The sequence below is a fragment of the Pedobacter sp. genome (genome assembly GCF_035317785.1).
GTDB lineage: Bacteria > Bacteroidota > Bacteroidia > Sphingobacteriales > Sphingobacteriaceae > Pedobacter.
In genome coordinates, this window is sequence record NZ_DATHGC010000379.1 from 18,202 (window position 1) to 42,447 (window position 24,246).

A 24,246-nucleotide genomic window follows, 5' to 3' on the forward strand; every position below is an offset into this window, starting at 1 on the left:
ATGCAGATGATAAAAAGGATCTTTCTTTCCATTCTTGATTTCCTGCTTTTCAGCAATCTTTTTATTGCCATTTGTGCAGTAGCGCAGGGCCTGATTACCTATCACCTTTTACACGTGCCGGCAGATAAATACGTCCTGGCTTTTCTTTTCTTTTCCACTATCGGGCTTTACAATTTCAGCATGCTTCTGGCCAAGCCCAAGGATCCCGGCAGTTCTCCATATGCCAGGGTAAGGTGGATCTTTTCACATCACCGGCTGATCATCTCTATAACACTCATCTCCATATTGTGCATCATTCCGCTGGGCTTGTGGTACCTCAGTATAGAATCAAAGCTGCTGATGATCTTTACGGGACTTATGGCTGTAGGCTACAATGTTCCTTTTTTAACGCTCAATCAGCAAAAAATAGGGCTTAGAAACATTCCCGGCATTAAACTTTTTCTGATTGCACTGGTATGGTCTGTCAGCTGCGTATTATTGCCCATCGTCGAGCTGGAACGAAACTACCATATCAATATATCTTCTGCCGAGACGCTGCTGCTGGTGGCCAAGCGATTTTTATTTATCGCTGCCATCACCGTGCCTTTTGACATCAGGGACCTGTTCCAGGATAAACTTTATGCACTTAAAACCATCCCTGTTATGCTGGGCGAGCGCAAGGCCTATATTTTCTGCCAGTTTTTGCTCGCAGGATACCTGGTATTGCTTCTGCTGTTCAACCAGGTGACTTATCCGGATGCCATAGGACTTGGATTGACATTGGTGCTTACCGGCTGGCTCATATTTAAGTCCGGCATCAAAAAAAATGAATACTATTATTTCGGCTATCTCGACGGTACCATGCTGCTTCAATACCTCGTGCTGATCCTGTTCAGCTATATTTCGGCATTAATATAGTCCCTCACCTAAGAAGGATTGAACCGGTACCCAACACCCCTGACTGTTTGCAGCAGCTGAGGATTATCCGGATTTAACTCTATCTTTTTGCGCAGCCTTACAATATGCATATCCAGTGTCCTGGTATTCACATCTGAATTGTATCCCCAAACCACGAGCATCAGCTCATCACGATTGATCACCTTATTTGGATTTCTGAGGAAATAAAGCAAAATCCTGTTCTCCAGTATCGTAAGCTCTATTTTCTTTCCATTCCTGAATAAAGTATGAATATTCGGATGATGCTCCATGTTGCCAAAACGGTGTACTTCGGACCGGTCATTGTTCAGCAGGAACTTCACCTTGCTATCCAGCATGGCTACAAGAACATCCATGTTAAATGGCTTGGTTACATAATCAGAGACGCCAAAATTATAAGCATCGATCTTGTCTATATCCTGTGCCTTGGCGGTCATCATGATGATCAGGTTTTCAAAACCCTGTTTACGGACCTCTTGACAAACTTCAGAGCCCTGTTTGCCCGGAAGCATCCAGTCCAGCAGCACAATGTCAGGTTTCTCAGTCAATATGATTTTTTCGGCAGCTTCTCCGTCGCCAACTTCCAGAACATTATATTCTTCTGCCTTTAAACGGTGTACTACTAAAAATCGCAGGTTTTCATCATCTTCAACTATCAGTATTTTAATTCCCTTTGCCATATCTATTAATCATTATGTGGTAGTACAATTTTAAATTCCGTTCCTTTGTCAACCCTGCTCTTTACGGTGATCTCTCCATCCATAAAGTTAACCAGTTCCTTACAGAAAGCCAAACCCAGCCCTACGCTTCCATTTTGGTTATATTGGTTCTGTATGCGGAAAAACTTCTTAAATATATTATTAATTTCTGATGCAGGAATGCCTATTCCGTGATCGGTAAACCTGAATACCACTTTACCTTTGATCAGCCTGGCACTAATGTGCAGTTTCTTCCGGTCCGGGGGAGAATACTTGTAAGCATTTTCTGCCAGGTTATCAAACAAGCTCCCTAACAATACCGGATCGGTTATAAAACTGGTAAAACCCGAAACCTCATAAGTAAAATCAAAATCAGGATGTTTTAGCTTGTGAGATTCTATTGTACTTACAATAAAATCATCAATATTTACTTCATCCTGGTTCAGCTCTATTGCTTTATTTTCAATCTGGGTGAAAGCAAGCAATTTATTCATCAGCCCGTTCAGCTTATCAGCTTCCTCATCCAGTATCTTGCCATAGAGGTTCAGTTCTTTTTGTGACAGCGTAGTTGCGCTTTTAATGTTATTCCCTGCAATCTTGATCACACTTACCGGTGTTTTAAATTCATGGGTAAGGTTGTTCATAAAATCATATTGCAGCTTAAACATCTTGTGATTGATGTTCAGGTTACGATAGATCAGAAAGGCCACCAGTACCACAATACTGTAAAACCCAAGTATTCCTAAAGCGATCGGCAAAAAATAGCTTAAGATCTCCTTGTCTATAAAAGATTTAGAGGAGATAAAATAAAGCTTGTAGTCTGAAAAGGGGCCGGGCAGAGTAATCTCCGTGGTGAGGTAAGCTGATGAAGTATCTAAAGGATCGTAAGTCAGCGGTTCAATCTTGATGTACTGATACAGTAACGGTCTGGAATTGATGATCCTGATCTTATAAGGGTCCAGATGGAACGACATCATGTCCTGCTGGTAAACCGGCTGAGACTTCAGCTCTTTCCGCATCATGGCCTTGTACATTTTCAGGTCTTCTATTCTTGGGATGTTCAAATAAGTGATCTTATTAGAGCGGACAACACTGAAATTACTAAACAGTTCATCCTGGCCGGGTACCCGGCCTGTATCCAGACTTTCAATAAATGTCACCAGTTTCAGTGCCAGCGTATTAAAATCGTCCCCGGCGATAAAATTCCTGGTGTCATTTCTTGAAAACAAGGACACCGAATCCGTTGGCACCAGAGTGCCAAATTGATATATACTTTTAGGCCCGAAAGAAAATTTCCCAATATTCAGGCCGTCACTGACCGGGGTATTCCGCACTTCTGAATCATAGAAAATTACCTTCGACACAAAAGGGTATTCCAGTAAAACGGTGTCCACAAAGTTTGACGCCGTTGCGGAGTCCAGGTATCCATTATAAAAAGACACCTCGGGCAATTTCTTTTGAAAGAAGTCATTATAGGGTTTAATGCTCTTTTCGAGTACGTTTACCTTTTCAGATACAAATTCATTTTCTATAAATTTGGTACTGAAGCGGTAGGCCAGAGCAAGCGATAAAATAAACAATACCGACATCAGGATGATGAAGGTAATGATCAGTGAAAAATTCTTACGGTAACCGCTCTTTTTGTCTGAAGACATTACTCCGGATTTACTTCTTTTTGAGATTAACTTCTAAAAATTGCTCCAGTGCAGTATAAAATTTTTGCCTGTTTTCATCACTTTTACCGAAAAAGGGATTCCCCTCGTTCTCCAGGTAAGTTACTTTTACCTCACGCTTCTGCAGATTCTTAACGAATTGTATGGTCTCCCCGATATTAATATTTGGGTCCTTAATATCCTGGGCCACAAATACAGGGGCATTTATTTTGTCTGTTTGAAACAGCGGAGAGGATTGTTTCATCCGGTCCACATCTGTCAGCGGATTTCCGATGATCTCATAAAACATCTGAAGGTTTGGCTTCAAATACGGCGGAATGGATTTAAGATAGGTAAACAAATTGATCACTCCGGAGTTTGATGCGGCACAAGCATAATTTCCCTTGCCTGCAACTACTCCGTTCAGCGCAACATGTCCTCCAAAACCTGTTCCGTATATCGCTATTCGTTTGGGGTCGGCAATTTTCTTGCTGATCAGCCATTTTACACCATCAGTAATGTCGTGCTGGATCTTACAGCCCCATTGCTTAAATCCTGATGCCGCAAAAGCTTTTCCATAGCCCGATGATCCGCGGTAGTTTACCTGGAAAACCGCATAGCCCCGGTTTGCTAAAAACTGGACTTCAGGATTATATCCCCAAAGATCCCTGCCGCCCGGACCATTATGCGGCAACACGACAACGGGAAGGTTCTGAGCCTTCTTATACAGCGGAAGTGTGAGGTATCCGTGTATGCTCACACTGTCACTGGCAGTATAGGTAACAGGCTTCATTTCACACATTTCTTCTTCTCTGATTGCAGAGTTAAAGTCACTTAACTTTCTCAGCTTTCCTGTGTTTTGAAAATATAAATAATAAGACCCCGGATTACGGTCAGTAAAGGTTCTTACTATATAAACGGTCTCCGCCCTGTCCTTGTCGATAATGCGTGTTTCGGTCTTTGGCAATAATTTATCAAGATCATTATACAGCAGTTTTATAGAATCATCCAGGTAATGTTTCTCTTTTTTCCAGGTTTCGTAAACGACAAACGACATCTGGTTCTTCTTCCTGGAATACTGGGCATCCGTGATATTTAAAGTATCGTTACCAAACAGGATTTTGATTTCCTTACCGGTGTTGCAGTCTACCTGGACCAATGCGCATTTGTCGCGGTTGATATTAGAAATGGCATAAACGACATTGGATCGCTCATGTGAAAAAGCGATCGGTCTGAAAGTAGTTTTAAAATTATTGGTCAGCACTGGCTTAAATTGCTGTGATTCATTTTCCCGGTACAGCAAGGTCTGATTTACCCCGTCGCTGCTGGTCGCCAGTCTTAATTTTCCTTCCGGATCAGTGATCCAGTCTGTAATATTTCCCGGGTTTTTGGCCGCCATTTCAGTAAGCCCGTTGCGCACGTTAAGCCGGTAGACATCAAATACCGTGGAGTCTCTTTTATTCGAAGAGATGAGCAGATATTTATCATCGATCAACTGGTCCTCCAGAACCTTTACCTTGTTTTTTTCATTGTTGGTGAGCTGCCGCTCATTGGTGCCGTCCTTGTCAATTATAAACAGATCCGAACGCTGTTTGCCAGCATCAAATTCTTTATAATAAATCAGCTCGTTCTTACTTGCCCAAAAATAAAAGCTAATGTTTTTATCCTTCAGCGTTGTAATGCGCTTATCCTGACCTGTTGCAATATTTTCAATGTAAAGGTTCTGATTTTTGCCCTCCAGTTTGAGGTATGACAAGTTCTTTCCATCAGGAGATATTCTGTAAGCGATCTTATCCTGAGATTTAAAAAAAGCATCTACAGGCAAAGTCCTCACCTTATCCTGCTGTCTGCATGCAAAAGCAAAACACAATAAAAAGAATAGTAAGAATGCTCTGCTTCCTGTCATATCATCTTCTGGTTTGCAAAACTACGCAACACTGTTTATGTATATACATTATTCACTAACATTGTTACTCGAAAGCCCGTTTGCCTGTCAGTTGAGCTTAAATTAGAAAATTTCATCAGAAAGGAAAACATAATCTGAGTAACATTTAAAATACGGGCTCAAATTTTATGTTTGGGCAATACGTTAAACATTACGATTCAAATCGTTATTTTAGTAGTTCCTTTGAAACTTCCTATGAAGAAATTTGTGCTGACCATTTTACTGTTTACCGTTCATCTGCTTTGCCTGGCCCAGGATGAGGTTGATGACGCACTTGCGTTTCAATATTACCAGCAAGGCCAGTATCAGGAAGCTTCTGTATTATTTGAAAAGCTTTTCAGCCGTACAAAAAGTGACACTTATTTTGATTTTTATTACAATTCACTCGTAAAACTCAAAAAACTGGATGATGCCGAAAAGGCCGTTAAAAAGCTCATCAGGCAAAACCCGAAAAATTTCCATTACACCCTGGCACTTGCCCGTGTCTACCAGGAAAAAGGGCAGACTGAAGCCGCTACAAAAATGTATATGGAAACCATAAACAATGTGCCTGCGGATGAATTTAAAGTGCGGGAACTGGCCAATCTCTTTTATGGGTTTCAGGCTTACGATCTTGCCATTACCACGTTCCTGCAGGGCAGAAAAATATTAAACAGCGAAAAAATATTCACTTATGAGCTGCTAACGATATACCGGTTTAAAAAGGACAAGAATATGCTCGTTCAGGAATATGTTAGTGCATTGGCCGCTATGCCGGAATTATTGCCGCAGGCCGAGAGTGTATTGTCGAGTATATTTGAAGACAACACTGATTATCAGATCTTACAGGCCGCCCTGCTAAAAAAGATCCAAAAGGATCCGCAGGCTGAAATCTATACCAGGCTCCTCATTTGGCAGTACCTGCAGCAGCAGGAGTACGAAATGGCCCTAAGACAACTCATTGCCCAGGACAAAAGGATCAAGGATGACGGCGGCATCCTTTTTAATGCAGCCAATAGCTTTATAGCCAACAAAGCCTACACAACAGCCATTAAAGCCTATGAGTACCTGGTCGGAAAAGGTCAGGACAACGTATATTTTTTGCCCGCCAAGATAGAGATGATCGATGCCAGGTACCAGCTCGCGCTATCCGGACAGTTCGATAAGAAAGCCATAGCAGATCTCGCGGCCCAATATGAATCCCTGCTGCAGGAATATGGAAAGACCCCCCAAACAGTATTCGCCTTAAAAAAACTGGCAAACCTCCAGGCCTATTATATCGGTGACCTGGATAAGGCTGAAAAGGAACTGGAAAGTGCCCTGGCGATCCAGGGCATTGCCGCTGCTGATATCGGCCAGATCAAACTGGATCTTGGCGACATCTATATCTTGACCCGGCAGCCCTGGGAAGCGTTTCTGATCTATGAACAGGTAGCCAAACAGTTCGAAGCACAGCCTATCGGTAATGAGGCACACTACAGGTCAGCAAAACTATCTTTCTACCAGGGCAACTTCTCCTATGCCAAGTCCCAGGCCGATGTCCTGAAGGCCTCCACTTCTCAGCTTATCGCCAATGATGCGCTTAACCTGAGCCTGCTCATTTCTGATAACCTGCAGTCTGCTACAGACAGCAGCGCACTTAAAATGTATGCTGATGCAGAGATGCTCGAATTCAGAAACCTTCCATTAAAAGCATTGGCCAAACTGGATAGTATCAGTATAGCATTCCCGGCCAATAGCCTTACTGACGATGTCCTGATGACAAAATCAAGGATATACATCAAAGACAAGGACATCACCAATGCAGTCAAGGCCTTAACGACGCTTACAGCGCAGGAAAGCAGCAGCATATGGGCCGATGATGCTTTGTTTGCGCTGGCTGAGCTTTATGAAAAGAACATCAAGGATACCGAACAAGCCAAGACGCTCTATCAGAAGCTGATCAATGACCATCCGGGCAGTATGTTTACCACAGAGGCGCGCAAGCGCTTTAGAAAACTTCGCGGGGATATTATTGGTACATAGTTCATATCTTTGCCCGATGTTATTATATAATGTTACCTCGATCATAGAGGACGATACCGCCGCACAATGGCTGCAATGGATGCAGGAGGAACACATTCCAAAAGTGATGGAAACCGGAAAATTCGTGTCTTACCGCTTGTTAAAAGTATTGGATTCTCCCAATGAAGGAGTCACCTATTGCGCCCAGTATGTGGCCGAAAGTATGGCTGAATACGAGGAGTATCAGGAAAAATTTGCGCCCGAATTACAGGCAGAGGCCCTTCAACATTTTGAAACCAGGGTTGTAGCCTTTAGAACACTGATGGAATACATTGCTTAATCCCACATATGAATATTGTTAAAACCCCAATAGAAGGCCTGCTGATCATAGAGCCTAAAGTCTGGAAAGACAACCGCGGCTATTTTTACGAAAGTTTCAATGCCAATTTATTTGCCAATGCCGGTATCAGCCACGCCTTTGTACAAGACAATCAGTCTTTTTCGCAAAAAGGAGCTTTACGTGGTCTTCACGCTCAAAAACCTCCGTTCGCACAAGGCAAACTGGTACGCGTTATCGCTGGAAGTGTACTGGATGTCGCTGTAGACATCAGGAAAAATTCTGCCACCTTCGGACATCATTTCAGCATTGAGCTAAGCGGGGAAAACCATAAGCAACTGTGGGTTCCTCCTGGTTTCCTGCACGGTTTCCTAACCCTCGCAGACCATACCATCTTTACCTACAAAGTAACCAGTTACTATGACAGGGATTCAGAGATCGGCGTGATGTGGAATGATGCGGACCTGAATATCAAATGGAATGCAGAAATTGCTGAAGAATCACTGCTGCTGTCTGAAAAGGACTTGCTGTTACCAGCGTTTAAAGATTTCGACAGTCCGTTTTAATCAGCTTTATTGTTTGATCAGATCGTATAGCTCATCCAGTTTAGGAGATAACACAATTTCAATCCTGCGGTTTTTACTTCTGCTTTCAGCGGTTGTATTTGGTCCTAAGGGTTGAAATTCTCCCTTGCCGGTTGCAGTCATGCGAACAGCTTCCACTTTACTTACCTCTGTAAGGTACCTGACTACCGAGGTAGACCTTAAAACACTCAGGTCCCAGTTGTCTTTAATTTGCCCAAGGTTGGTAATTTTCTGTGAATCGGTATGGCCTTCGACAGCGATATTGATCTCCGGCTGCTGTTTCAGCACATTAGCCAGCTGACTCAGCGCCTGCTTACCTTTTTCATCAATGATGATACTTCCCGAAGGGAACAGCAGTTTATCCATCAGCGAAACATATACTTTACCGTTCCTGATTTCCACCGTCAGTCCATTCTTGGTAAAGCCCAGCAAAGCCTGCTGCAGTTTTTCTTTGAGCTGATTGGTGGCCTCATCACGTTTGCGCAGGATCTCTTCGACTTCCTTCAACCGCTGCTCACGTTTTTTAAGGTCACTGCTCAATTTGTTGATCTCAGAGGAACTATTGCTGCGCAGCTTCGTATAATTGCTGTCCATCTCAGAATACCTGCTTTTAAGATCATTTAGCGCACTGCTTAAACCAACAGTGTCTTTTCTAAGCCTGGCGATCAGACCTTCCAAACTTTCATTCTTCTGCTGTGACTCAGTCCAGCCTTTACTCAATGAGTCCTGTTTAGACAATAAAGACTTGTATTTTTTCGGGGACAAAATAACGCAGGAGCTCCATGCACTGACGGCCATCACGGCGAACAAAAACAAAATGATTTTTTTCATTAATATATAATTGCTTTTCTAGCAGTAATAAAATCTAACCTGGTCATTGTGCCATGGCATTTCTCAAAAATAAAATAAATGGGTAGACACTTTTAAAAGCATTTTTCAACTTATCAACGATTCCCGGGCTCAGGAACTCTTCATCTTTAAGGGGATAGATCGCAATATAGCTTTTCAGCTTCAAAAGTTCGATCTGCGGATGATCATTTTCATAGCCTTTCGGGGCCTTTTTTAATTTATCTTCTTCACTCAGCTTATAGATCTTTTTAAAATCCCCGGCATTAATGATGTCCAGAAATTCCGAAGTATTGTAATCAATCTCTTCTCTTATCTTCTTTAGTACAGCAGCCTCCGGCATCCAGAATCCTGCGGCAAAAAAGGAATTATCCGGTTGAATGTGCAGGTAGTACTCGGGTTCGGGAACTCCTTTGCCCTTTACCCTGAATGAAGTGCCATAATTATTTTTATAAGGATCTTTGTTTTTACTGAACCGCACATCCCTGTAAATTCGCATTAAGCATTTCTTAGCAGGCATATCTGCCGGAAATTCTTTATCGACAGCGGCCAGCTCCTGAATGAGCAGTGTGATGAACGACAATACATCTTCACGTGCCGTTTCGTAGCGCTCTTTATTTTCCGCGAACCATTCACGGTTATTATTTTTAGCTACATCGGTTATAAATCCAAGGGTCTCAGGCTTAATCATGGCTTATCATAATAGGCGTTATACTTTATTTTCGGAGATAGCCAATGTAATAAAATCACCCGTGAATACCGGTAATTAAATGGCGCCAAAAGTAAACAGCCTGTAAAAATTACCGTAATGTATAGCCAAAGTGATTCAAATTCGAGGTTTCCTCCTGAAAACGCGTACGTACCAATGCCCAGCCCGATCATTTCAGCACAGTTCATCGCATAGCTCACGTACATCGCGGCATAGAAATATCCCGGCTCTATCTCAAACCGCTGACCACAGTGCGCACAAACCGTATTGGTACGCTGAACATCCAGGCCATAAAGACTGCCTGTAAAAATATCACCTCGCCGGCACTGCGGACATTTGCCGTGGATGACTGCATAAAACTTAGATGTTTTGAGCATATCCTGCAGATTTTTTACGGTATTTTAAATACCACAATACACCTATACCGGATATCATCAGATAAGGAATTACCAAAAGGTATATGATGCCTGAATTCAGTCCTTTACCTTGTGTATTGCCATTCTTTGTACCCTGCTCCGCACTGATTGTACACATCGCACACTGCGCCTTAACAGGAGTGACAGACGAACCCGCAAACAATAAAATAAGAATGAAAACAAATGCTATCCTTTTCATGCTGCAAATATAAGGAAAGAAAATCCGGACTAAAAATTATAATATGGAGAGATCATCAGATAAACCACAACTCCTGTAACAGCCACGTACAGCCAGACTGGATAAGCCCAGCGAACGATCTTCCTGTGACGCTCTACCTGCATACTGAAACCTCTTAAGAAACTGATCAGGATCAGCGGCAATACAGCAACGGCCAGGATAATATGCGTGATCAGGATAAAGAAATAAACATACCTGAATGCCCCTGCTGCTGCCAGCTCTGCGGCCGACAAAAGTCCGTCATGATCTGCATCGCCAAAGCGGGTATCTTTTTCATACAGATGGAAAAGGATATAAAATACGAGAAATAATGCAGACAGGACGAAAGTGATCACATTTGTCACTTTATGGGCCTGTATATTCTTTCGCCTGATAAAGATCAGCGAAACCACAAGAAGAACCGAACATGTTGCGTTAATACCTCCAATAATATGCGGCAACATATAAATAAAGGCGGGTCTGCCCTGAGGCGGGGGAATCAGTTTTAAAGCAATGACCACCAGCAAAACCACTGCGGTCACCACCCATATTAATCTTAAAAAAAACTTATCGTTGATATTCATATAAATTGGATATTGGAAAAATTATCTTCCGTCTTCAGTATTTCTCAGTACTTCTGCGATCAATACCTTGATCTCATCATCCAGCCTCGATAAATCTTCCTGCCTGTTTGAGCGGTAATAACCCCGGATCCGGTGCTGAGGATCAACCAGCACAAAATAATCACTCAATAGAAAATGCTTGCGTCCCCTGCCAAAAGCCTGATGCGCATCCATAAATAACTGCTCATTTATAAATGAAAAAAGCTTAGTGCTGTCTCCTGTAAGGAGATCCCACTTTCCAGGTTTTGCAGAGAGACTGTCTGCATATTTTGTTAATACTTCAGGCTGGTCATAAACAGGGTCAATGCTCATACTCACAAAATGTATCATTCTATTTTCCGAATACATGGCGTCAAATGCCTGCATTGCCTTATTGGATAACCTCACTGCTTCCGAAACCGGCTGAGTATAGAACACGTTAAAAATAACAATCTTGTCTTTATAATTATTCCAGCTGACAGATTTACCAGCCTGATTGATAAAATCAAGACCCTTCGCCTCATGATATATCGTATCAGCGATCGTTTTACCCCTTACCTCATGAAAAGAATGCCCATACACTTTGGGCCCAAAAAAAGGCAGTGGTTTATACCTGTTCTTGCCCTGGTCCTGCAGCAAATAATATAAAAATCCTGGTACCGCTAATATGGTGACCAGGATTAAGATTTTCTTTATAGAAGCAGGCTTCATTAAACAACAGGCATATGCACGTTCAGGTAATCTCCTTCAATCATCATCAGCACGATAAAATACATGATGAATACGAATGAAACTGTTAACGCCAGCTGTAACCCGCGTTTCTCAAATTTCAGGTGCATGAAATATGCAACAATGTAGAACGCTTTTAATAACGTCAATACGATGTAGATGTAATTACCGGTATGCTGGGTAAGGTGACCACCAGGAATTGCCCATAGCGCAATGATAAACTCAATTACTGTGATCAGCAATAGAATTCCAAATACCTTCCAGATTTTACCTTTCGATAAACCTGCGTGATCACCGTGCTCGTGACCTTCTTCTGTATGTGAGTGATGTTCTGACATGATAATATTTTTATAAAATTACAATTAAACCAAATAGAAGAATGTAAATACAAACACCCATACTAAATCTACAAAGTGCCAGTACAGACCTACTTTCTCCACCATTAAGTAATGACCTTTCTTTTCGAAAGTTCCGTTAATGGTCATACACAATATAATGATATTAATGATCACTCCGCTAAACACGTGAAACCCGTGGAAACCCGTAATGGTAAAGAACAGGTTGGCGAATTGCTGCGCCGCCACCAAAGATACCGGTCCGTTAAAGAAGTGCTTCAGTTCCTCTGCTGTAGGAATAGTTCCCCACCAGAAACCATCATGGTGCAAGTGAGTCCATTCAATCGCCTGACAGCCTAAGAACATTAACCCTCCTATAATCGTGGCGATCATCCATCCGATAACTTCTTTTTTAGAGCGTCTGTGTCCGGCCTCAACAGCCAGTACCATGGTTACCGAACTCATGATCAGGATGAAAGTCATGATACCGACGAAAACCAATGGAGCGCCATGTTCTGCTATTCCCGGAATGGACTGGAACACCTTATCAGGTGCAGGCCATGTAAACTTACTGAAGCGCTGTGCCCCGTAGTAGATCAAAAGCGACGAAAATGTGAATGCATCAGAAACCAGGAAAAACCACATCATAATTTTGCCGTACTCTACTGACCACGGCGAGCGGCCTCCACTCCATGGAGTAGTTTTTACCTGATCTAATTGTGATAATGAACTCATTTTGTAAATAGTAATAGTTTGTTAAAAAATCTAACTGTTCAAAAGTAAAAAAACATACAGATATATCCATAATATATCTATAAAATGCCAAAATATAGCCGCGACTTCCATCCGGAATTTACGCCTCTCCGAAGAGATATTCAAATATGTGCCCACAATGGCGTTCAATAAAAAGCAAACCCCTGCGAAAATGTGTAATAAGTGGAATCCGGACACCACATAGATCATGGAAATCGCTGCGTTATTATTAGAGAAAAAAGCACCGGTTGCAACCAGTGTAGACCATGCGGATATCTGCAAATACCCAAATAAGATCCCCAATGCCAGTGTCACCCACAAAAGCCCGCGCTGGACACCTGTATTTCCTGCTTTTAATGCCCTGGAGGCTAAAAACAAACACAGGCTGCTGACCAGCAAAACCGCTGTACTGTAAATGAACAGATCCGGCAATACCAGTCCGTGTCCCTTCCCTTTAGAGGCGGAGAACACAATATAGTAACTCGTCCAGCCCCCGAACATGATCATTGACGACACCATGAACAGCCACACTATGAACTTTTTAGGTTTCAAATCTGTCTGAGCGTCGTTGTTCACATCCTGTTTATTTAATGTATGTACCATTTTAAATTTATTTCGCTATAAAATCAAACAATAAAATCAATTGCACCAGCGGCAGGTAAAAGAAAGAGCAAAACATTACTTTTCTCGCACTCGCCAAATCCATATTCATCCACATCTTAAATGCAAGCCAGGCAAAAACCAATCCGGCTACCAGGGAAACCGCCGCAATGTAATACCCTCCAAAACCATAGAATGTTGGCAGTAAACTTACAGGGATCAAAATCAACGCGCTCAGAAAGGTAATGAAGGCACTGACCTTGTCCCGTTTTGTAGTAGGCAGTAACCTAAATCCCGCCTTTTTATAGTCATCATCCAATACCCAGGCAATGGACCAAAAATGCGGGAATTGCCATACAAACTGGACCAGGAAAAGTATCACTGCGATCCTGTCGATTTTGCCATGCGCGGCTACATAACCGATCAGCGGCGGTAAAGCTCCTGGTATCGCACCTACAAACACAGCTATAGGTGACTTTCTTTTTAAAGGAGTGTAAGCAAACGCATATAAGAATATGGAAAATACCGACAGCAGACCTGTTTCAATATTCAGCTTACCCAGCAGCCAGGTCCCCAGCATACCCATTACCAAACCGGAGACCAGTCCTTGCCCGGTTGTCATATGACCTGCAGGCATCGGCCGGTCCTTTGTTCTGGTCATCAGCTTATCAAGATCTACCTCAATTACTTCATTGAAACAATTCGCCGCAGAAGTAACCAAAAAACCACCTGCGATCAGGATCAGCCAGTTAGTCCAGTCAATGCCCGGTGCAACTCCGTCTATTGAAACCTTCGAACCGATCAAAAAAGTAACCGATGCCGAAAACACAACCAGAAAAGTTAATCTGAATTTAATGAGTTTGGAGAAATCTGTTAAAAATTGTTTCAAGTTATATTTAATTAATCCCCTGTTTGTAGGCCGTTGTTTTGTAAACCAGCAAATAAAGGTAATATTGAAGGCTAAATAAAAGTGTGCTAAATAAAATGTGCAGCGCTTGCGCATAAGGAGGCAGGGCAAGATTTGACAGCAATAAACCAGTAATGATCTGCAGGATCAAAGTAACTGCTATAGAATTTATGACCATCAATGCAGCAGACTTTCCGCTGAATCTGTCCTTTGTCACCTTATAAATAATAATGTTCAGTAAGAGTACCGCTATGGCCAGATCACGGTGTAAAGAGAAAATCTCACCCACCCTGCTTAACCAGCTCCCCCTGTCCCCATACCTCAGACTCCTGGATACCGCATCAACCGCTTCCCTTACCTCGGTGCCCAGAACGATCTGTACCACAGTGACCACTATTCCCAGAAAGATCAGCAGTTTCAGCCAGAACACCTGCGCCATAACCACGGTCCGTTGTTTATGCATTTGCTGCGCATAATTATATGTATAGATCAGAATTGCCAATATCACCAGGGCCAGGAGCATGTGTACGGTAACGATCCAGGCGACCAGGTTAGTGGAGACCACAATAGAGCCAAGCCATGCCTGAAAACCCACGATGATCAGATTTAAAAAACTAAGTGCGATTATTCTTTTTGCTGTTCTGCGATAAGTAAAAGAAAAAATCAGCAGTCCCAATAACAAAAATCCTGTCAAAGCCCCCATTAGTCTGTTTACATATTCAGTCCAGGTCTTTGCAGCATTGAATGTCTCCGGCTGCAGGATTGACGCATCATGCCTGATACTGTCTGCAAGCTGGGATTTGCCCATTTTATCAAGTGTCTTCGCGAAACGCTCATTCTTTGCAACCCGCTCAGCCACGAATTTCTCCTTATAATCGGCAGGAAGCTGGCTGACAGCAGTTGGCGGCACATATTGATCAAAACACTTTGGCCAATCCGGACAGCCCATACCAGACCCTGTACTGCGTACGATACCGCCTGCCAGAATTAGCAAAAGGGTAACCACAATTGTTGTAAGGTTTAGCCTGATAAATCTCTCTTCAGATTTAGGAACCATGTGTAAATGATTAAAAAAAATGAGGTATCTGTTGTAAGTATTTACCTACTGCAGATACCCCATCTCATTATAAACTATAATACTAGTCTAATTTCGTTTTAGCTGCAGCAGCTTCTTCCTGCTCTTCCCACTCTCTCTGTATACGCTCAGATTCAGCATTTCCCTCAAAGTCATGCGGCATATTTGAACTCATGGTTTGCGAGAAAGGCACAGTTTGCGGAATAAAATCTTCTTCAGCACCAGGTTTACTGTAGTCATATGGCCAGCGGTAAACAGTTGGGATTTCGCCAGGCCAGTTGCCGTGCAGGTGCTCTACCGGAGCAGTCCATTCCAGCGTATTAGCTCCCCAGGGATTTTGAGGTGCCCGTTTGCCCTTAAATATAGAGTAGAAGAAATTCCAGAGAAAGGCCACTTGTGCAAGCGCGCCGATGATCGCCGCCCATGTCACAAACACGTTTACGGTAAGCCATTTCTGCATAAACTCAAACTCTGTAAAAGCATAGTAACGGCGGGGTACACCATCCAGGCCTAAGAAGTGTAATGGGAAAAATACCAGATAAGCCGCGATAAAGGTCAGCCAGAAATGCAGGTAACCCAATTTATTGTTCATCATTCTTCCGAACATTCTCGGATACCAGTGATAAACACCCGCGAGCATACCAAAGATCGCTGCTGAACCCATTACCAGGTGGAAGTGAGCTACCACAAAATAAGTATCGTGGAGATTAATATCCAATGCAGCATTACCCAGGAATATACCGGTCAGACCTCCTGAAATAAAGAAGGATACCAGTCCAATGGCAAACAGCATTGCAGGGGTAAATTTGATGTTCCCGCGCCAAAGTGTAGCCAGGTAGTTAAAAGTCTTGACTGCTGAAGGTACCGCGATAATGAGCGTGGTGATCATAAATACACCTCCGAGCAGCGGGTTCATACCCGTTACAAACATGTGGTGACCCCATACAATAAAGGACAGCGTAGTGATACCGATCAATGAATAGATCATCGCATGGTAACCAAATATCGGCTTCCTGGAGTTCACCGAGATGATCTCAGAAGAGATACCCAGAGCAGGCATAATTACAATATATACTTCCGGGTGACCAAGGAACCAGAACAAATGCTGCCATAAAATCGGCGAGCCCCCTTCATTCGGCAATACCTGGGTACCCATTACAATATCAGAAAGATAAAAACTCGTTCCAAAACTACGGTCAAATATCAGGAGCACAACACCGGCTACCAGCACAGGGAATGACAAGATACCCAATACGGCAGTCAGAAAAAATGCCCAGATCGTCAGCGGCATTTTCCAAAGGTCCATACCCTTTGTACGCATATTTAATACAGTAGTTACATAATTGATACCACCCATCAAAGATGAAGCAACAAAAAGCACCATACTGATCAGCCATAAGGTCATTCCAAGTCCGGATCCGCTAATTGCAGTTGGCAAAGCAGACAATGGAGGATATACCGTCCATCCGGCACTCGCAGGACCCGTTTGAATAAAGAATGAGCTCATCATGATCACACAGGCCGAAAAGAAGAACCAGTAAGAAAGCATGTTCAGGAACGGCGAAGCCATATCCCTTGCACCCAGTTGAAGCGGGATCAGTAAATTACTGAATGTACCGCTCAAACCCGCGGTTAACACAAAGAACACCATAATGGTTCCGTGAATCGTTACCAGCGCCAGGTAAAAATCGGGTTTAATCCGTCCGCCTTCAGCCCACTTTCCTAAAAAAGTTTCCAGGATAGGGAAAGATTTATCAGGCCAGGCCAGCTGTAACCGGAACAATATGGACAAACACATTGCTATTACAGCCATGATAATACCAGTTATCAAGAACTGTTTGGCGATCATCTTGTGATCCTGACTAAAGATGTACTTCGTTAAGAAAGTCTCTTTGTGATGTCCATGATCATCATGGCTATCGTGGTTATGTGTATCGTGTAATGATATAGTTGACATAATGTGCTATTCCAGTATTGTTATTTTTTTAAAGCTATTTGATTTGTATTAACCGCTGAAGTATCCGTTGCAGCCGGCTCAGCTGCCGGTGCTGCGGTTACAGGCATGTTAAATTGTTTTCTCAAATCGTCAGTTAAATATGGAGCCTGCTCAGCAATCCAGACATTGTATTCTTCCTGTGATACCACCCTTACTTCCTTCTGCATGTTGTAGTGGCCCTGGCCACAGATCTTTGCACACAGGAACAAATATTGGAATTTAGGATCATTCGTTTTCTTCTTCATCTCCGCAGTGGTGATCGTTGGCGTGAATTCAAAGAAAGAAGTCATGCCGGGAACGGTGTTCAGCTGAACCCTGAAATGCGGCATATAAAAACTATGTAATACATCCTTACTGGTCAGGATCAAACGAACAGGCTTGTTCACCGGGATCACCATGACATCTGCTACCTGATCATCAAGAGACTTCTTGTCGTTAAAATCTATACCCAGTGAATTGGCGGAATTGATCAGTTTGTAATTTTTAACACCTACCACACCGTCGGCTCCCGGATAACGGATAGTCCATGAAAACTGAGCAGAAGTGATCTCAATGCTGATCGGCTTATTGTTCGGGTCTACAACTTTATAGAATATAGACCTCCAGGTCAGGAAACCCATTAAAACCAGTACCGTTAACACTAGGGCCGGGATAATAGTCCACAAACGTTCCAGAGCGTTATTATGCGGATAGTAATATGCTTTTCGTTTACCGGTATTCTTATACAGATAGGCGAATCCGAATAAGGCAATATGTGTCAGTATAAAAACGATCGTCGTAATGATCAGCGTGATGTTAAACATCTGATCGATCTTTTTACCATGTTCTGAAGCTGCCTCGGGCAGCAGCATGTTGCCATGGACTGTATATTCCCAGTATACTCCGTATATACCTACGATCAGAAACAGAGCGAAAAGAAATCCATTTATAGCATCCCAGTTGATCCCTTTAGGTTTATCCTGTGCCTGCCTGGTCAGTTCATACACTTTCAGTGCCTTTCCGATTATTGCTATGAACAAGCACAGTACCAAAAAGGCCAGCACGTAAAAAATTGCCGACTTATAGACCGGGCCCATGTCCACTGGTTTTTCGGCGGTCGCAGCAGCAGCTTCTGCAGCCTGAGCAAATGCACCGGTATTTGCAAACGCAGTCAATATTACTGCCAGTCCCGCTATTGTTTTATTACTTATAAATTTTCTTAAACTCATTTCCTTAAAAGTAGTAACACTGTACTTCTATTATACTATTATTTATTATATGCTGTTCCACCGGTATTACAAGTGGTGATTTAAACTTTCCTGCAAGAAAGGATGATTTTTTGCGATCAATGGCTTCTTGCTCAATGCCCTCAGAACGGTAAAGGTAAACAAACCTACAAAACCTACTGCAGTTCCGATCTCAATAAATCCAAACCCATTCTCACCCTTCTTCACTGCCCCAGGCATGATCATCTGATAATAGTCTACCCAGTGGCCGCACAACACAACAATTGAAACCGCCAGCAATATATTTTCCTGTCTTTTGTTATCCCTGTCCATCAGCAGCAATACCGGTGATAAGAAGTTAAGGATCAGGTTTAAATACCACCAGAATTCATAATTCTCCCATCTGTTGTAAAAATACACGGTCTCTTCCGGAATGTTCGCATAATAGATCAGCATGAACTGCGCAAACCATACATAGGTCCAGAATATAGAGAAGCCAAAGATGAACTGTCCAAGATTGTGCAGGTGACTGTTATTTACCCAGCTCATGTAACCCGCTTTTCTCAGCAGGATCAGAATGATGGCAATAGCAGCCAGGCTGCTCACCCACATGGCGGCAAAATTGTACCAGCCGAACATGGTAGAGAACCAGTGAGCTTCCAGTGACATCACGGTATCAAATGCAAATATCGGCGTAGTAAATCCGTAGATCACTAAAAATATACAAGAGTACTTAAAGCTCTTTCTGTATGAATTCAGACCGCCCTCTAAATCTTCATTGTTTGACCATTTAGCCAGGTAATAGGCGAATATACTGTATATCGTCAGAAAAACGATCTGTCTGCCCATAAAGAACGGGACGTTCAGAAACGACGACTTGCCGTCTATCAATTTATCATAGTTCTCACTGTTGGGATCGGTAAGACCCTCTGCGTGCCAGTGGTGATATAAGTTGTGCGAATATAATCCAAGCCCTATTACCACCAATAAGATCACTACTGCAATCGGCAGCACTTTGGCCATGGCCTCAGGTACACGTAGTATCGAAGCGGACCATCCTGCCTGCGCCACAAACTGTACGGCTAAAAAGAAGGCGCCGGACATGCAAACACAAGCGAAGTAATAAGCCATTAGTAACAGGTTTGCAAAAGTACGCTCATGCAGCGACTCTTTAGAAAAACCAAAACCAATAGCCGCTATACCTATAACTATAGCGATTATGCTTAAAGTTTTTGCTTTACCTGTAAACTCAAACTGCTCAGTTAAATTATAATTATGAGTTCCCATTTATTTCTTCTTTACTATTTTGCTTTTTGTAATTCTTGTACGTACAATACCACTTTCCATCTCTCGTCAGGCGTGAGCTGGGAGGCGTAAGATCCCATCATGTTCACACCGTATTTAATGGTATGGTAAATTTTTCCTGCAGTCAGGTCTTTCATCAGACCACCCCTTGAAGATGCTTTTTCCGGATCAATGAATGAAGGTACCCCGCTAAACTTCTCAATTTTAACCAGGTGGCCTTGTCCGTCACCTTTTTCTCCATGGCAAGGACCGCACATCACCACATAAAGGTGCTGCCCTTTCAGTAAGTTCTCTTCAGTCAGCGGCATGGTATTTACCAGGCTCACACCTGCGGCCTCATACCCTTCCTTTGTATTCGGATAAATATCATCCTCCACAAACCCAATTGGTGCTGTATGAGCCGGAGGTGTCTGCGCAGTTTGTCCCTTAAAACTTTTCAACTGCTCATTAGTAGTAGACAGGGGCTGATCCGGGTTAGGCGCAAGCGGATCATACATATTCCTTGCATATTCTAAACCCGTGCTTTCTTTATCCCGGCATGCTGAAAATACCACAGCACTAGCCAGAATACAAAACGAGGCTAAAACTACTTTATTCTTATTCATAGCTAACATACTTCCTTTCATTGTACTTTATTTCCAAAGCACCGGCATCTTTTAATAAATCATCAATTTTACTGTGCTCAGCATTTTCTTTAGCGTCTATCGCAATGATAAACCTGTCATCAGTTGCCCTCAGGTCCATTACTCTTGGAGCCCGTCCGGGAAACAAATGTGTAGATGCATAGTAAGCACCAACCAGACTGAATGCACAGAACAAAACTGTAAGCTCAAACATGATTGGAATAAAATCCGGCAGTGCTAAAGCGGGTTTACCACCAATGTTGTGCTTCCAATCTACTACAGATGTTAAATAGATCAGTGCAAATGCAGATGCAGTACCTGTTAATCCGCAAAAGAATGCGAGTATATCCAGTCTGGATCTTTTAATTCCCAATTTAGCTTCGATGCCGTGAATAGGCATTGGTGTATAAACATCATGTATCTTAATGTTATTCTCCTGCAATTTTTCGATGCCATGCATCATTTCATCAGGATCACCAAAACTGCCTAAAATATATTTGATATCACTCATTGTTATATTTTTGCGTATTCTTCTTGTTTAACACTATCAAACTTATCTAAAGATTCTATGTATTCTGCTACATATTCTTTATCTAAATGACCTTCTTTAATTTGCTCCAGTTTAGCCTGTTCACTGGCACTCTTCAGCAGTAATTTAACCTCTGCGATTGCAATTGACGGCAACACCCTTAAGAACAGCAGGAACAAAGTGAAGAATAATCCTATTGAACCTATGAACACACTCACATCAACCCATGTTGGATAGAACATCGCCCAGCTTGACGGGATATAATCACGGTGCAGTGAAGTCACGATAATTACAAAACGTTCAAACCACATCCCGATATTCACTACGATAGATAAGATCCAGGTAGCCGCAATGTTGGTCCGGATCTTTTTAAACCACAACAGCTGCGGCGAGATCACATTACAGGTCATCATCATCCAGTATGCCCACCAGTACGGACCGGTTGAGCGGTTGATAAATGCGTATTGCTCATATTCAGAACCTGAATACCAGGCGATGAAAAACTCAGTTAAATAAGCTACACCCACAATAGATCCGGTCAGGATGATGATCTTGTTCATTGATTCAATGTGGAACATGGTGATGTAATTTTCCAGACCCAGCACTTTACGTGCAACCAGCAATAAGGTAAGTACCATCGCAAAGCCTGAGAAGATCGCTCCCGCCACAAAATAAGGAGGGAAGATCGTGGTGTGCCATCCCGGAATTACCGAGGTAGCAAAGTCCATGGATACAATGGTGTGTACCGAAAGTACAAGTGGTGTAGAGATACCTGCAAGGATCAGAGACACCGCCTCAAAACGCTGCCAGGTTTTCACATTACCAGACCATCCGAATGAGAATATAGAATAGATCCTGCGTCTCAGGCCTGTAGCACGGTCACGGATCGTTGCGATATCAGGCAATAAACCTGTGTACCAGAACAATAAGGAAACCGAGAAGTAAGTAGAGATCGCAAACATATCCCATACCAGCGGCGAGTTAAAGTTTACCCATAGTGAACCAAACTGATTTGGCAATGGCAGTACCCAGTAAGCCAGCCAGGGGCGGCCCATGTGAGATACTACGTAAGTGGCTGCGCAGATAACGGCAAATATCGTCATCGCCTCAGCAGATCTGTTGATGGAGTTCCTCCAGTTCTGACGGAAGAGCAGCAGTACCGCAGAGATCAGTGTTCCTGCGTGACCAATACCCACCCACCACACGAAACCGGTGATGTCCCAGGCCCAGCCCACTGTTTTATTCAATCCCCATGATCCGATACCGAACCAGAAGGTGTAGCTCACGGCAAACACCCAAAGTGTAGCACCGCAAAGTGCGATTATAAATCCAATCCACCACGCCCTGTTAGGCTTGTTCTCCACCGGCAGCAGAATGTCACTCGTAATCTTCGAATACGTGATGTTCTGGCCGGTAATTAGTGGTTCTCTTAATATTGATTCCTTATGTCCTGACATAATTTATTTTCTTTTAATATCAGCTATCTGCTTACGCGTGTACTGTTGTATCTGTATTTCTAATTTTTGTCATATAACCTATACCCGGCTGTACGTTGATCTCTTCCAGCACGTAGTAAGTACGCTCACTGCGCAATGCTTTGGAAACTTCCGAATTAGGGTCATTGCCGTCGCCAAATATGATCGCATTTGCAGAACAAGCTTGCTGGCATGCCATTTTGATATCGCCATCCTTCAATGGACGTTTCTCGATTTTGGCCTGCAGTTTACCAGACTGGATACGCTGAATACACATTGAACATTTCTCCATCACACCTCTTGAACGGGCAGTTACATCGGGGTTAAGTACCAGCTGAGTAAACTCATTGTTCAGGTAATTGTCAAAACGTGAGTCGTTCCAGTAGTTGAACCAGTTGAAACGGCGCACTTTGTACGGACAGTTATTTGCACAATAACGGGTACCTACGCAGCGGTTATAAGCCATATGGTTTAAGCCGTCTGAAGAGTGAGTGGTAGCCAGTACCGGACAAACCGTTTCACATGGCGCATGGTCACAGTGCTGGCAAAGCATCGGCTGATGCACTACAGAGACATTGTCCATGTTATCCAGATGTGCAATTTCCTTCTCTTTAGTTACCGAATTGATGCCGGTGCTGTGCGCCCCGTGTTCAGCTTCTGCGTGGGCTTCACCTTCAACATTGAAGCTGTAATAACGGTCGATACGGATCCAGTGCATCTCTCTGCGTCTGCGAACTTCGTCTTTACCTACAACAGGAATGTTGTTTTCGACGTTACAGGCCACAATACACGAACCGCAACCTGTACAGGCATTCAAATCGATCGCCATTACCCAGTTGTTACCCGGTTTTTCGTATTTATCCCACAGATCGTAAGTTTTATGCTTTGCGTGATCATTGCCAGATCCGGCAGCAGGATTCTTTTGGTATGCCGTGAAACTAGCTTCCCGAATAATGCTGCGGCCTTCAAAAGAGTGATGGGTTTGCGTCTGGGCAAGCTCGTCTCTTTTTCCTGTTCCCTCTAATTTTACAGTAGTCGCATATTTGGAAGTACCGTTGGTGAAGCTAACAAACGGGTAAGCATTTTGGCCTACATCATTTCCGGCTTTACCGGCCTTGGTACGACCATATCCTAAAGCGACAGAAGCCGTTCCCTGAGCTTGCCCCGGCTGGATCAGCACAGGCAGTTCAATGGAATAACCCTTATCATCTTTTACAGATACAATATCAAATTCTTTAAAGCCCAGCTTCTCGGCAAACTTAGGTGCCAGGGCAATGTAATTGTCCCAGGTCACTTTAGAAACCGGATCAGGAAGTTCCTGCAGGAATGCGTTATTCGCATGTTTACCGTTGCGCATGCCGGTACTTTCGTAAACCTCAAGCTCGATATCTTTAGCTAAAGCCTTGCTGTTGCTCAGGATGGAAGGAATCACCGCCGCAAGTGACAATGAGAAAGCATAAGTTCCTGCCGGTTTGGCTGCCGAAGCAAATACACCTGTTTGCAGTACATCCTTCCAGGTCTTGCCCAGTGCAGGAAGTATCGTCGCTTCCCAGTTGTTGCGCACGTACTGATAGTATTCCTTAACAGGTGCGTTAGACCAGATCAGCAAACTCTCCTCTGCCTGACGTGAATTGAATACCGGGTTGATGGTCGGCTGTACAATGGAGTAATATCCATCATATGCATTTGCATCACCCCATGACTCCAGATAATTAGGATTGATCGCAATGACATCACAAAGTGACGAAGTTTCGTCCTGTCTGTCAGAGAAGGAAACCTTTAATCCCACTTTGGCCAATCCCTCAGCAAA

The 24,246-nt window shown here is 43.1% G+C and carries 25 protein-coding genes; 4 read left to right on the forward strand and 21 right to left on the reverse strand.

Going from position 1 to position 24,246, the window contains the following annotated elements:
• The gene (locus VK541_RS23770) at positions 1-897 is read left to right on the forward strand and encodes a hypothetical protein (RefSeq protein WP_324373087.1); all 897 of its coding nucleotides are present in this window, start codon (positions 1-3) and stop codon (positions 895-897) included.
• Positions 898-905: 8 nt separating this feature from the next.
• Here VK541_RS23770 and VK541_RS23775 read toward each other — a convergent pair whose 3' ends face one another.
• The 3 genes from VK541_RS23775 to VK541_RS23785 are packed head-to-tail and all read right to left on the reverse strand — an operon-like array spanning position 906 to position 5,171.
• Positions 906-1,595 carry a response regulator transcription factor gene (locus VK541_RS23775; protein WP_324373088.1) on the reverse strand — a complete coding sequence of 230 codons (690 nt, stop codon included), beginning with the start codon at positions 1,593-1,595 and terminating at the stop codon, positions 906-908.
• 5 nt (positions 1,596-1,600) lie between these two features.
• On the reverse strand, positions 1,601-3,268 hold the full coding sequence (locus VK541_RS23780) for a HAMP domain-containing sensor histidine kinase (protein ID WP_324373089.1): 1,668 nt from the start codon (positions 3,266-3,268) through the stop codon (positions 1,601-1,603).
• A 10-nt stretch (positions 3,269-3,278) separates the two neighbouring features.
• Complete coding sequence (locus VK541_RS23785) at positions 3,279-5,171, reverse strand: S9 family peptidase (protein ID WP_324373090.1); 1,893 nt, start codon at positions 5,169-5,171, stop codon at positions 3,279-3,281.
• A gap of 234 nt (positions 5,172-5,405) precedes the next feature.
• Between VK541_RS23785 and VK541_RS23790 the strand changes: the two genes are divergently transcribed.
• The 3 genes from VK541_RS23790 to rfbC are packed head-to-tail and all read left to right on the forward strand — an operon-like array spanning position 5,406 to position 8,096.
• Complete coding sequence (locus VK541_RS23790) at positions 5,406-7,214, forward strand: tetratricopeptide repeat protein (RefSeq protein WP_324373091.1); 1,809 nt, start codon at positions 5,406-5,408, stop codon at positions 7,212-7,214.
• Positions 7,215-7,230: 16 nt separating this feature from the next.
• Entirely contained in the window at positions 7,231-7,533 is a 303-nt protein-coding gene (locus tag VK541_RS23795) for a DUF4286 family protein (protein ID WP_324373092.1), read from the forward strand.
• Positions 7,534-7,541: 8 nt separating this feature from the next.
• Positions 7,542-8,096, forward strand: coding sequence for a dTDP-4-dehydrorhamnose 3,5-epimerase (gene rfbC / locus VK541_RS23800; RefSeq protein WP_324373093.1), 555 nt, complete (start codon positions 7,542-7,544; stop codon positions 8,094-8,096).
• Between the two features lie 6 nt (positions 8,097-8,102).
• Here rfbC and VK541_RS23805 read toward each other — a convergent pair whose 3' ends face one another.
• From VK541_RS23805 to VK541_RS23890, 18 genes are all read right to left on the reverse strand, one after another.
• Complete coding sequence (locus VK541_RS23805; protein WP_324373094.1) at positions 8,103-8,945, reverse strand: OmpA/MotB family protein; 843 nt, start codon at positions 8,943-8,945, stop codon at positions 8,103-8,105.
• Positions 8,946-8,988: 43 nt separating this feature from the next.
• Positions 8,989-9,651 carry a DUF2461 domain-containing protein gene (locus tag VK541_RS23810; RefSeq protein ID WP_324373095.1) on the reverse strand — a complete coding sequence of 221 codons (663 nt, stop codon included), beginning with the start codon at positions 9,649-9,651 and terminating at the stop codon, positions 8,989-8,991.
• Complete coding sequence (locus VK541_RS23815) at positions 9,648-10,046, reverse strand: DUF983 domain-containing protein (protein ID WP_324373097.1); 399 nt, start codon at positions 10,044-10,046, stop codon at positions 9,648-9,650. Before VK541_RS23815 ends, VK541_RS23810 begins: the two co-directional genes overlap by 4 nt.
• Entirely contained in the window at positions 10,030-10,284 is a 255-nt protein-coding gene (locus VK541_RS23820; protein ID WP_324373098.1) for a hypothetical protein, read from the reverse strand. Before VK541_RS23820 ends, VK541_RS23815 begins: the two co-directional genes overlap by 17 nt.
• 29 nt (positions 10,285-10,313) lie before the next feature.
• Complete coding sequence (locus VK541_RS23825; RefSeq protein ID WP_324373100.1) at positions 10,314-10,886, reverse strand: DUF420 domain-containing protein; 573 nt, start codon at positions 10,884-10,886, stop codon at positions 10,314-10,316.
• Between the two features lie 21 nt (positions 10,887-10,907).
• Positions 10,908-11,615: an SCO family protein gene (locus tag VK541_RS23830; protein WP_324373101.1), complete on the reverse strand. Its 708-nt coding sequence runs from the start codon at positions 11,613-11,615 to the stop codon at positions 10,908-10,910.
• Positions 11,615-11,971, reverse strand: coding sequence for a cytochrome C oxidase subunit IV family protein (locus VK541_RS23835; protein WP_324373102.1), 357 nt, complete (start codon positions 11,969-11,971; stop codon positions 11,615-11,617). The genes VK541_RS23830 and VK541_RS23835 overlap by 1 nt, the downstream gene beginning before the upstream one ends.
• Positions 11,972-11,995: 24 nt before the next feature.
• Entirely contained in the window at positions 11,996-12,703 is a 708-nt protein-coding gene (locus VK541_RS23840) for a cytochrome c oxidase subunit 3 (protein ID WP_324373104.1), read from the reverse strand.
• A 30-nt stretch (positions 12,704-12,733) separates the two neighbouring features.
• Positions 12,734-13,324 (reverse strand): cytochrome c oxidase subunit 3, encoded by a 591-nt coding sequence (locus VK541_RS23845; protein WP_324373105.1) that lies wholly within the window; start codon positions 13,322-13,324, stop codon positions 12,734-12,736.
• Between the two features lie 7 nt (positions 13,325-13,331).
• The gene (gene cyoE, locus VK541_RS23850) at positions 13,332-14,210 is read right to left on the reverse strand and encodes a heme o synthase (RefSeq protein ID WP_324373106.1); all 879 of its coding nucleotides are present in this window, start codon (positions 14,208-14,210) and stop codon (positions 13,332-13,334) included.
• Between the two features lie 7 nt (positions 14,211-14,217).
• Positions 14,218-15,285, reverse strand: a complete 1,068-nt coding sequence (locus VK541_RS23855; RefSeq protein ID WP_324373107.1) for a COX15/CtaA family protein — start codon at positions 15,283-15,285, stop codon at positions 14,218-14,220.
• An 82-nt stretch (positions 15,286-15,367) separates the two neighbouring features.
• Positions 15,368-17,152 carry a cytochrome c oxidase subunit I gene (locus VK541_RS23860; protein WP_414692643.1) on the reverse strand — a complete coding sequence of 595 codons (1,785 nt, stop codon included), beginning with the start codon at positions 17,150-17,152 and terminating at the stop codon, positions 15,368-15,370.
• A 128-nt stretch (positions 17,153-17,280) separates the two neighbouring features.
• Positions 17,281-18,507 carry a cytochrome c oxidase subunit II gene (locus VK541_RS23865; RefSeq protein WP_324373109.1) on the reverse strand — a complete coding sequence of 409 codons (1,227 nt, stop codon included), beginning with the start codon at positions 18,505-18,507 and terminating at the stop codon, positions 17,281-17,283.
• Positions 18,508-18,573: 66 nt separating this feature from the next.
• Positions 18,574-19,791, reverse strand: coding sequence for a quinol:cytochrome C oxidoreductase (locus tag VK541_RS23870; RefSeq protein ID WP_324373110.1), 1,218 nt, complete (start codon positions 19,789-19,791; stop codon positions 18,574-18,576).
• A 14-nt stretch (positions 19,792-19,805) separates the two neighbouring features.
• Positions 19,806-20,414: a cytochrome c gene (locus tag VK541_RS23875; protein WP_324373111.1), complete on the reverse strand. Its 609-nt coding sequence runs from the start codon at positions 20,412-20,414 to the stop codon at positions 19,806-19,808.
• A complete protein-coding gene (locus tag VK541_RS23880) occupies positions 20,407-20,943 on the reverse strand; it encodes a DUF3341 domain-containing protein (RefSeq protein WP_324373112.1) in 537 nt (178 codons plus the stop codon). The genes VK541_RS23875 and VK541_RS23880 overlap by 8 nt, the downstream gene beginning before the upstream one ends.
• A gap of 2 nt (positions 20,944-20,945) precedes the next feature.
• Entirely contained in the window at positions 20,946-22,418 is a 1,473-nt protein-coding gene (nrfD, locus tag VK541_RS23885; RefSeq protein ID WP_324373113.1) for an NrfD/PsrC family molybdoenzyme membrane anchor subunit, read from the reverse strand.
• Positions 22,419-22,449: 31 nt separating this feature from the next.
• Positions 22,450-24,246: 4Fe-4S dicluster domain-containing protein (locus tag VK541_RS23890; protein ID WP_324373114.1), on the reverse strand; the 1,797-nt coding region annotated here is incomplete at its 5' end.